At 38.7% G+C, this 7,792-nt stretch carries 7 protein-coding genes and 2 pseudogenes; 2 read left to right on the forward strand and 7 right to left on the reverse strand.

What is annotated here, in order from left to right:
* Nucleotides 1-160 (forward strand): annotated as a pseudogene (locus tag ACTFWY_RS17285) (IS6 family transposase); the annotation flags it as partial.
* 69 nt (nucleotides 161-229) lie between these two features.
* A pseudogene (locus tag ACTFWY_RS17290) lies at nucleotides 230-778 on the forward strand (IS30 family transposase); the annotation flags it as partial.
* A gap of 66 nt (nucleotides 779-844) precedes the next feature.
* Here the strand turns inward: ACTFWY_RS17290 and ACTFWY_RS17295 are convergent.
* The 7 genes from ACTFWY_RS17295 to ACTFWY_RS17325 form a co-directional block, all read right to left on the reverse strand.
* Nucleotides 845-1,747 carry an ROK family protein gene (locus ACTFWY_RS17295; protein WP_096711133.1) on the reverse strand — a complete coding sequence of 301 codons (903 nt, stop codon included), beginning with the start codon at nucleotides 1,745-1,747 and terminating at the stop codon, nucleotides 845-847.
* Nucleotides 1,748-1,852: 105 nt separating this feature from the next.
* Nucleotides 1,853-2,152 carry a PTS sugar transporter subunit IIB gene (locus ACTFWY_RS17300; protein WP_096711134.1) on the reverse strand — a complete coding sequence of 100 codons (300 nt, stop codon included), beginning with the start codon at nucleotides 2,150-2,152 and terminating at the stop codon, nucleotides 1,853-1,855.
* A 14-nt stretch (nucleotides 2,153-2,166) separates the two neighbouring features.
* Complete coding sequence (locus ACTFWY_RS17305; RefSeq protein WP_096711135.1) at nucleotides 2,167-2,928, reverse strand: ChbG/HpnK family deacetylase; 762 nt, start codon at nucleotides 2,926-2,928, stop codon at nucleotides 2,167-2,169.
* Between the two features lie 38 nt (nucleotides 2,929-2,966).
* Nucleotides 2,967-3,818, reverse strand: a complete 852-nt coding sequence (locus ACTFWY_RS17310) for a helix-turn-helix transcriptional regulator (protein ID WP_096711136.1) — start codon at nucleotides 3,816-3,818, stop codon at nucleotides 2,967-2,969.
* A 26-nt stretch (nucleotides 3,819-3,844) separates the two neighbouring features.
* Nucleotides 3,845-5,311, reverse strand: coding sequence for a family 1 glycosylhydrolase (locus ACTFWY_RS17315; protein WP_096711137.1), 1,467 nt, complete (start codon nucleotides 5,309-5,311; stop codon nucleotides 3,845-3,847).
* A gap of 14 nt (nucleotides 5,312-5,325) precedes the next feature.
* Nucleotides 5,326-6,060, reverse strand: a complete 735-nt coding sequence (locus ACTFWY_RS17320) for an alpha/beta hydrolase (RefSeq protein WP_096711138.1) — start codon at nucleotides 6,058-6,060, stop codon at nucleotides 5,326-5,328.
* A 44-nt stretch (nucleotides 6,061-6,104) separates the two neighbouring features.
* Complete coding sequence (locus tag ACTFWY_RS17325; protein ID WP_096711139.1) at nucleotides 6,105-7,418, reverse strand: PTS sugar transporter subunit IIC; 1,314 nt, start codon at nucleotides 7,416-7,418, stop codon at nucleotides 6,105-6,107.
* Nucleotides 7,419-7,792: the final 374 nt, after the last annotated feature.

The following is a 7,792-nucleotide window of genomic DNA, read 5'->3' on the forward strand; positions in this document are numbered from 1 at the left end:
GAGACGCAATAAATTCTATCGAAGTTTACGCACTGCCTCTACCACGATTAAAGGCATGGAAGCCATCCGAGGATTATATAAGAAAACCCGAAAAGAAGGCACTCTCTTCGGATTTTCGGTCTGTACTGAAATCAAGGTATTATTGGGAATCCCAGCTTAAATCATAGATACCGTAAGGGATTTTATTCTTTATTTAAAACTTTGCAACAGAACCGCCAACTTATTAGGTCGCCAACCTCAAGAAACACGTGGTAAGTTCAATATTGGTAGCCTCTCTAAACGACCTAAATCGGTCAGAAGCAGACAAGAGTTTGGGCATTGGGAATTAGGTACAATCGTTTCTTCACGTGGAAAGAGTACAGGATGTTTAGCGACCTTCGCAGAGCGTAAAAGTCGGTTATACATTGCTTTTCTGATCCCGAACCGCACTAAAGATGCGATGCACAGTGCAATTGAGAAATTAACAAGGAATCTACCTGAGCACGCCTTAGAATCATTTACTTCCGATCGCGGGAAAGAATTCGCTTGTTATCCAGATGTAGAGGCATCAGGTATTGATTTCTACTTTGCAGATGCTTACAGCGCTTGGCAAAGAGGAACAAACGAAAATTCTAATGGCTTAATGAGCGAATTCTTTCCGAAGAAAACTGATTTAGCTACGGTGAGCGAAACTGAATTATTCACGGCTCTATGGCTAATGAATAATCGGCCAAGAAAATACCTGAATTATCAAACACCTTTAGAATCATTCATGCACGAAACTTCATTAATTGAGTAAAGAAAAAATGTCGCAATAATTATTGCAATTCGTCATAAGGTTTGTTAGTTATTCAGTAGACATTACTTAGACATACACTGTTTTAAAATACGAGAGTGCACCGATCAAATTTGCGTTGTTTGAGTAAGCGCAAACCTCAATTTTTACTTTATGCAACATTTTACCGAAGAAGCCCATTTCTTCAAATAACTGATCGTATTGTTTTTGAATCGTTTTAACTAACAAAGGTTGCGCGCTGATTCCCCCACCAATCACTACTTTTTCGATATCCAAGATTGCCTGAACATTCATGATCAATGATGCAACGTTTCGACAGTAACCTTTGAATAAAGACAAAACCCTCTCGTCATATCCGTTCTCAATTTCGCGAAAGACTGTTTGTCCATCATCGGGATCCTCTAACGCTAAAAGTTGACCACACTGATTCACAAAATGCACTGCTGACAATTTTCTTCCCACCATCTGACTAGTTATGGGGCCCGCATCAATATTCGCATTGATGAAACTGAACTCTCCAGCTTGATTGTTGGCACCCATCAATAAGCTGTTATTCAGGATGATTCCTCCGCCAACGCCACTTCCAAGAATCACGGCCGCACCATCTGCTGCGCCTCTTAGATTGCCTTTTGTATGTTCTGCCAACGCCGCTGCCTTACCATCATTTATTACCGTGCAAGGAATAGCGAAGTTTTTTGAGATCAATGAAGCTAACGGCGTTTCGTGCATAAACGGCAATGCGCCGCCATAGTAGACTGTTCCATCTGACGTAACCTTTCCAGGACAACAAATCGCAACCCCAGCAATTTCACGATGTTGTCCAATCAGACCATACAGCATTTCCGTCAGCATTCCTTTGCTTTTTGGCGTTGGCACTTTATCTTGCTTCTTCATACCAAATGCTTCATCCACAATGGCATACTTAATATAAGTACCCCCAATATCAATTGATAAATAGTCACGTGTCGCCATTCCATTCCTCCTAAAAAAGCGTTACAAACGCAGTCTTGTTTGCAACTCTTCGTACTGTTATTTTGCCTCTGACTTAATGACGCTACTGCCATTGATTTTTATAGGTTATGAACCAATCAATTGCTTTGCACGTTGAATGACTGTTTTCCCATCCATACGGCCATATGCCGCTATGTCAATCGCTTCAATAGGGCAGTCTACTCCACTTTTTATTTTTGCTAATTGAAAACGAACTTGAGGACCTAACAGGACTACGTCTGCACCTGCTGTATGTTCTTTGAAACCTGAAACAGAGTGCGCCTCAATCTTCACATCAAAATTGTCTTCCTTTGCTGCTTGTTCCATTTTCTTAACCAATAAACTCGTTGACATTCCTGCTGCACACAGTAACACTATTTTTTTCATCGTTTACTCCTCCTTTAAGCATCCTTATAATTATTAAAATCTACAATTTCAATATTATTTTGCTCGATCCAATTTTCCAGCCACTCGCTGCACAGAAATTCACATTCCATTGGACGTATGAACGTATAGGAAGAATGATCCAAGATAAATTGATCTAAAAACCCCGGATGAAAAACTGCAACCGAACAATACTGAGCATTTATTTTTTCTAAATTATGTTCAAAATATTCTCTAGGGTCGTAGAGACCATCTTCATTGAAGCGCAATAATTCCAATCCGTATATTTCATTTTCATTTTCCCATTTTTTATCGAATGAAGGCATCGAAAAAAATAAGTGCTGTTCATCAGCAACTGCCTTTACTGCCTGGAAAAATATAGGCGACAGGATAGCATGACCATCGACATAATCCGGTTTTTTGCCTGTGATTTGTTCAAATCGATCAATTTGCGCTTTTATCTCAATCACACATTCGGCTAAGTCTACTGTATCTTTCATTCTCTTGTTTATTTCACCACTGGTATAAAATGATCCCTCTTCACTCACTAAAGAGGGTATTTTAGAGGGAGCAGCTACAGGATCGCCTAAGCAAATATTAAGGTGTAATCCTATACAAGTACTAACCTTCTCCACTAGTTTGTAGCCCTGTTCTGCCGCGGGCATGTTGGACATCAAACCCACGCAAGAAATTACCCCATCGCTCACAGCTTTAAAGATTCCGTAATTAACTCCTTCACTGATTCCTAAATCATCCGCTCGTAAAATTAACTTTGACATGTAACCACTCCCATAAAGAATGTCTCTCTAATATCATTTCATCTTATCTGATTTTCTCGACGATATTCTGTGGGTGTCAGTCGATATGTTTTCTTGAAATTTTTAATTAATGAATGTTCGGATGAGAAGCCGCTTTCCAAAGCGATTTCCAACAACTTGTTTTCTGTATTTACCAGCAGAAATTTCACCTTTTCTAACCTGATCCGAGTGAGGTAAGCTTTGTAGTTGATGCCAAGTTGTTTTTTGAACATCAGTGACAAGTGCTGTGAGGAATAACCAAAATGCTTTGCGACCTGATCCAACGACAAATTTTTTTGATAATGCTCGCCTAAATAGAAGAGTATTTTGGAAAATAAATCAATGGACCCTTTTGGGAAGTCATTTTCTGAAGCATTTTCGATTTCTTCAATACCGATTGCCAACAATTCCAACAAATTACTTTGATAGCGAATGTGCGAAACAACATCGTCCGAATCCATCAGTGCATCAATATTTTCCAGAACCTTGATAAAATACTCCGCATTTTGGATAAGGATTACTTTATCCATCAATACTGAAGGATTTACGTATTGAGAAATTAATCCGAAGTTGATATGCAAACATTTGAAGTGATATTTTCCAGTATCCCCGATCATCTTATGCAATGTTTGCATACCGATTAAAGCAACTTGTCCTTCACTGACCTCTAATTGTCCATCGGGAAACTGAACTTGCATCGCCCCTTCGATAATATACGTAATTTCCAACCATTCATGCCAATGCGTTTCAATAATACTTTGACTTAAATTGGTGCCTGCCTGCTCTGTCATTAGACAATATTTATTCGGATCGGTTCTCCGAAAGACACTGGCATTTAAATCTTCATATTCGTTATCAAAAATCATTCGCATGGAAACACCTCATTCGTAAATTATGACTAAGACAATTCTTCTCCATTTGATTCTATCACTTTTCGATACCAATCGAACGAATCTTTTTTCCGTCTCTTCAAAGTTCCTTTTCCTTCATCATCCAAGTCGACATGGATAAAACCGTATCGTTTTTTCATTTCTCCTGTTCCGGCTGAAATGAGATCGATGCAACCCCATGGCGTATACCCCCACAATTCGACACCGTCAATTTCCACAGCTTTTTTCATTTCTGCAATGTGTTTTCTTAAATAATCGATTCGGTAGTCATCGTGAATACTGCCATCTTCTTCCACTTTATCTATCGCCCCGAGACCGTTTTCCACTATCATCAATGGCAACTGATACTTATCATATAATCGGTTCAATACCAAACGTAAACCCGAAGGATCAATTGGCCATCCCCATTCAGACTCTTCCAAGTATGGATTCTTTGCTGCTCCAAATTGATTGCCGCCGGCTTGTTCAGAATTAGCGCTGGTACTGACTACAGTGGAGTTATAATAACTAAAGCCAATGTAGTCGACTGTTCCGTTTTTGAGAATCTCCTCGTCCCCTGGCACTGTCTTTAATTCTACATGCTCTCTTTCCAGTTCTTTGAATTTATAGTTGGGATAAGCGCCACGACATTGGACATCGTAATAGAAATCCTTAAAGCCTCTTTCCAATTCCATAACACGAATCGAATCATTTGGATTGCATGTTTCTGGGTAGAATAAAATATTGGCGATCATTAAGCCTATCTTAAATTCTGGATTGATGGCATGTCCGATTTCCACACCCTTTGCGCTGCCCAACAATAGATGGTAAATGGCTTGATTTTGTTTCGTCAAATCGGATGCATCTGTAATCCCTAGAGTACTGTAGTCACGTAAGAAATTGATTTCATTGAACGTCATCCAATATTTGACCTTATCCTTGTAACGATCAAAAACAACTCTGCAATAGTTGGTAAAGAAATCAATTGTTCTGCGATCCAACCATCCTTGATACGTGACAGCCAAATGATTCGGCAAATCAAAATGATTTAAAGTGACAATCGGTTCAATCCCATAAGTACCGCATAAGTCAAAGATTTTATCATAAAAGGCTAAGCCTTCTTCATTAGGCGTTGCCTCATCACCATTTGGAAAAATTCTTGACCAGGTCATCGACATTCTAAATCCCTTAAAACCCATTTCGGCAAACAGCTTAATGTCCTCTTCATAATGATTGTAAAAATCAGTTGCGACATGACTAGGATAATATAATTGCTCATCAATAACTACCCTCGCTCCACTTGGAACATCTTCAAAACGGTTTATGGATTTTCTTTCACCATTTTCAAGCTCAATCACAATCATACGCGGTTCTGTCATGCTTCCTGCAGTGATAAAATCAGAAGTCGCTAAGCCTTTGCCACCACTTAAATAGCCTCCCTCATATTGATTCGCAGCGGTTGCGCCGCCCCATAAAAAATCTTTAGGAAATCCCACTTTTCTACACTCCCTTATACTGGTCTTCTTACATCTTTATAGCCGTCAGTCCTTGGAAGCCAATCTAAGAACTTTTCGATATATTCATTCCAAAAACGCCACTCATGCTGATAATCTGGTGCTGACGTCCAAGTATGTTCAAAATTCCTTTCCTTTAATTTTTTGGCAAATTTAACATTATCTTCATATAAAAAGTCATTTTCGCCGCATGCAAGGTAAATAGGTTGCGTAACATCTAAATCTTCCACAATATCAAATAAATCAATCGCTACACCTTGCATGCGTAGAGCTGGTGAGAATGCACCGATTGCTTGATATAAATCAGGCCGCTGCAGTCCATTGTATAAAGCACCAAACCCCCCCATGGACAAACCTGCAATATAGGTATCCTCTTTCCGTTTAGAAATAGGAAATGTATTTGTGATAAACTCCGGAAGCTCTTCTGTGATAAATTTCTCAAAATCATCGCTCTCATTCGAAAGGTAGGCTTTATTTTCTCCGGAAAACATCACTACTGCAATTTTTCTTTCTTCTGCAAACAGTTCCACGTTAGAGTATCCCGTCCATTGTGCATGATTATTCCCATAGCCATGAAGTAAATACAGAACCGGATATTTGAATGGATATTCGTGATGCAACTCCCCTTTATCTTGAAGAATTTCTGGTATAGAAATAGTTGGTAAAACGACCGTTAAGTCCACTGTTCGCTTTAGTACGTACGAAATCACATTACATTGAATTTTTGCCATAAATCTTCATCCCCATTTAGTAGTTGATTTTTAACTTTTTTAGTTTATATTGCTTGGATATGTTCGCGCTCTTCTTGAACCCTGCCCCGTTCTTCTTGGATTGCTCTTCTGTCATCCATCAAGAAGAACGGCAGATACATTACAAAATGAATAAGTAAGCATAAGAACCACAATAGAGCTAATGGAAATCCTCCAGTGAAGAATGTTGTTACGAAACCTGGCGTTACCCAAGGCATTGAAATGGTTGGGTTCACATTAATATCAATAAGGTTCATATAAAACATTGCAAACAATCCTGAAACTAAAGGAGACAACACCATCGGAATAAAATAAAGTGGATTCAGCATTAATGGAAAACCAAAAATAATAGGCTCATTGATATTGAAGATATTGGCTGGAATCACTAATTTTCTCATTGCTTTATATTTTTCTGATTTAGCAAACAGCGTAGCAATACATAGGCCTAGCGTATTTCCAGCTCCCCCGATTTGAACCGCAAATCCAACAATGGCAAATGCATAAAATGGCAATTCTTTTCCTGCAAGAAATGCTTCTTGATTCGAAATACCTGCCATCGTTAAGATAGGCACATAAACCATTAAGATTGTATTTGGGTGAACCCCAAAGAACCAGAAGAGATTCATTAGTGTAAATACTACAATCAAAGCAATTGGAGTTGCGCCAAAAGCCGAGATCGGTTCAGCAATAATAGTGGTTATCATTGTAAAAACATTACCGTAAGGTGTTAGCCCTGTCACATATTTGATAAAGAAAACCAAAGAAAAGATGATCATTGCCACAAAAGTTGGCGCCATGGATTGGCTGACATTTGGTGGAACCGATTCAGGTAATTTTAAGACAAGTTTCTTTCTTGTTAATTTCACATACAACCAGGGAATGAACAACCCAATCAAAATTGCAACAAGGATCCCTTGGCTTCCCATTTTTTCGGTTGCTATTGCTGTAACTGAGGATCCATCAGCTGGGGTAAGTTTCTCAACTGGCATAAGCGCAATAAATGATGCCAAAGATAATAATGCCCCGGTCATCCCATGCTCGCCTTCGTTGACTGTGTATCGATAACCGATCGCTCCTACTACATAAATTGCTAGTAAGGATAATGTTAATGTGATGACTTGGTTTCCGACATCATACAAGCCGGCATTCTGCAAAAAATTTAACCAGGCTGGTATCGGAAAATTTGTTAATACCGCAATCAGCGCAACTCCCAAAGTAATTGGCATCGTAAGCATAAAACCTTCCGTTAATGCGATGATGAACTTATTTGATCCGACTTTTGTCGCAATTGGTCCAACAATTTTTTCTAAACCTGTTTGAAATTTATCGTAGAAACTCATTTTTACAACCTCCAAATTTCTTTTTGCGCTTAAGCCGGCTTTTAAGCGCTTTCTTTAATGCGCTTTCATTATATCACCCTATTAATATTATTAATTGACCATTTACCGCTAATTAGTGTTCTTTTTTTAACATTGATAGCACTCTCTGTTCATCCAGATCCGTTTTTACTTCGAATAAAATCAGTACAGTTTCTTCTTGTTTTTGCAAATCCATTTATACAATTTTCCCAGCAGCCTCCAATTTCCTGTTGCCGTAACAGAAATGGTTCTGTTGCAAAGTTTTAAATCTACTATCAAATAAGGTAGAATAATAGAAAAAGATAGCAGGAGGAATGACGATGAATCATTTTAAAGGAAAGCAATTTCAGCAGGAT

The organism is Enterococcus sp. 125944 (assembly GCF_051909435.1).
GTDB classification, from domain to species: domain Bacteria; phylum Bacillota; class Bacilli; order Lactobacillales; family Enterococcaceae; genus Enterococcus_D; species Enterococcus_D gallinarum.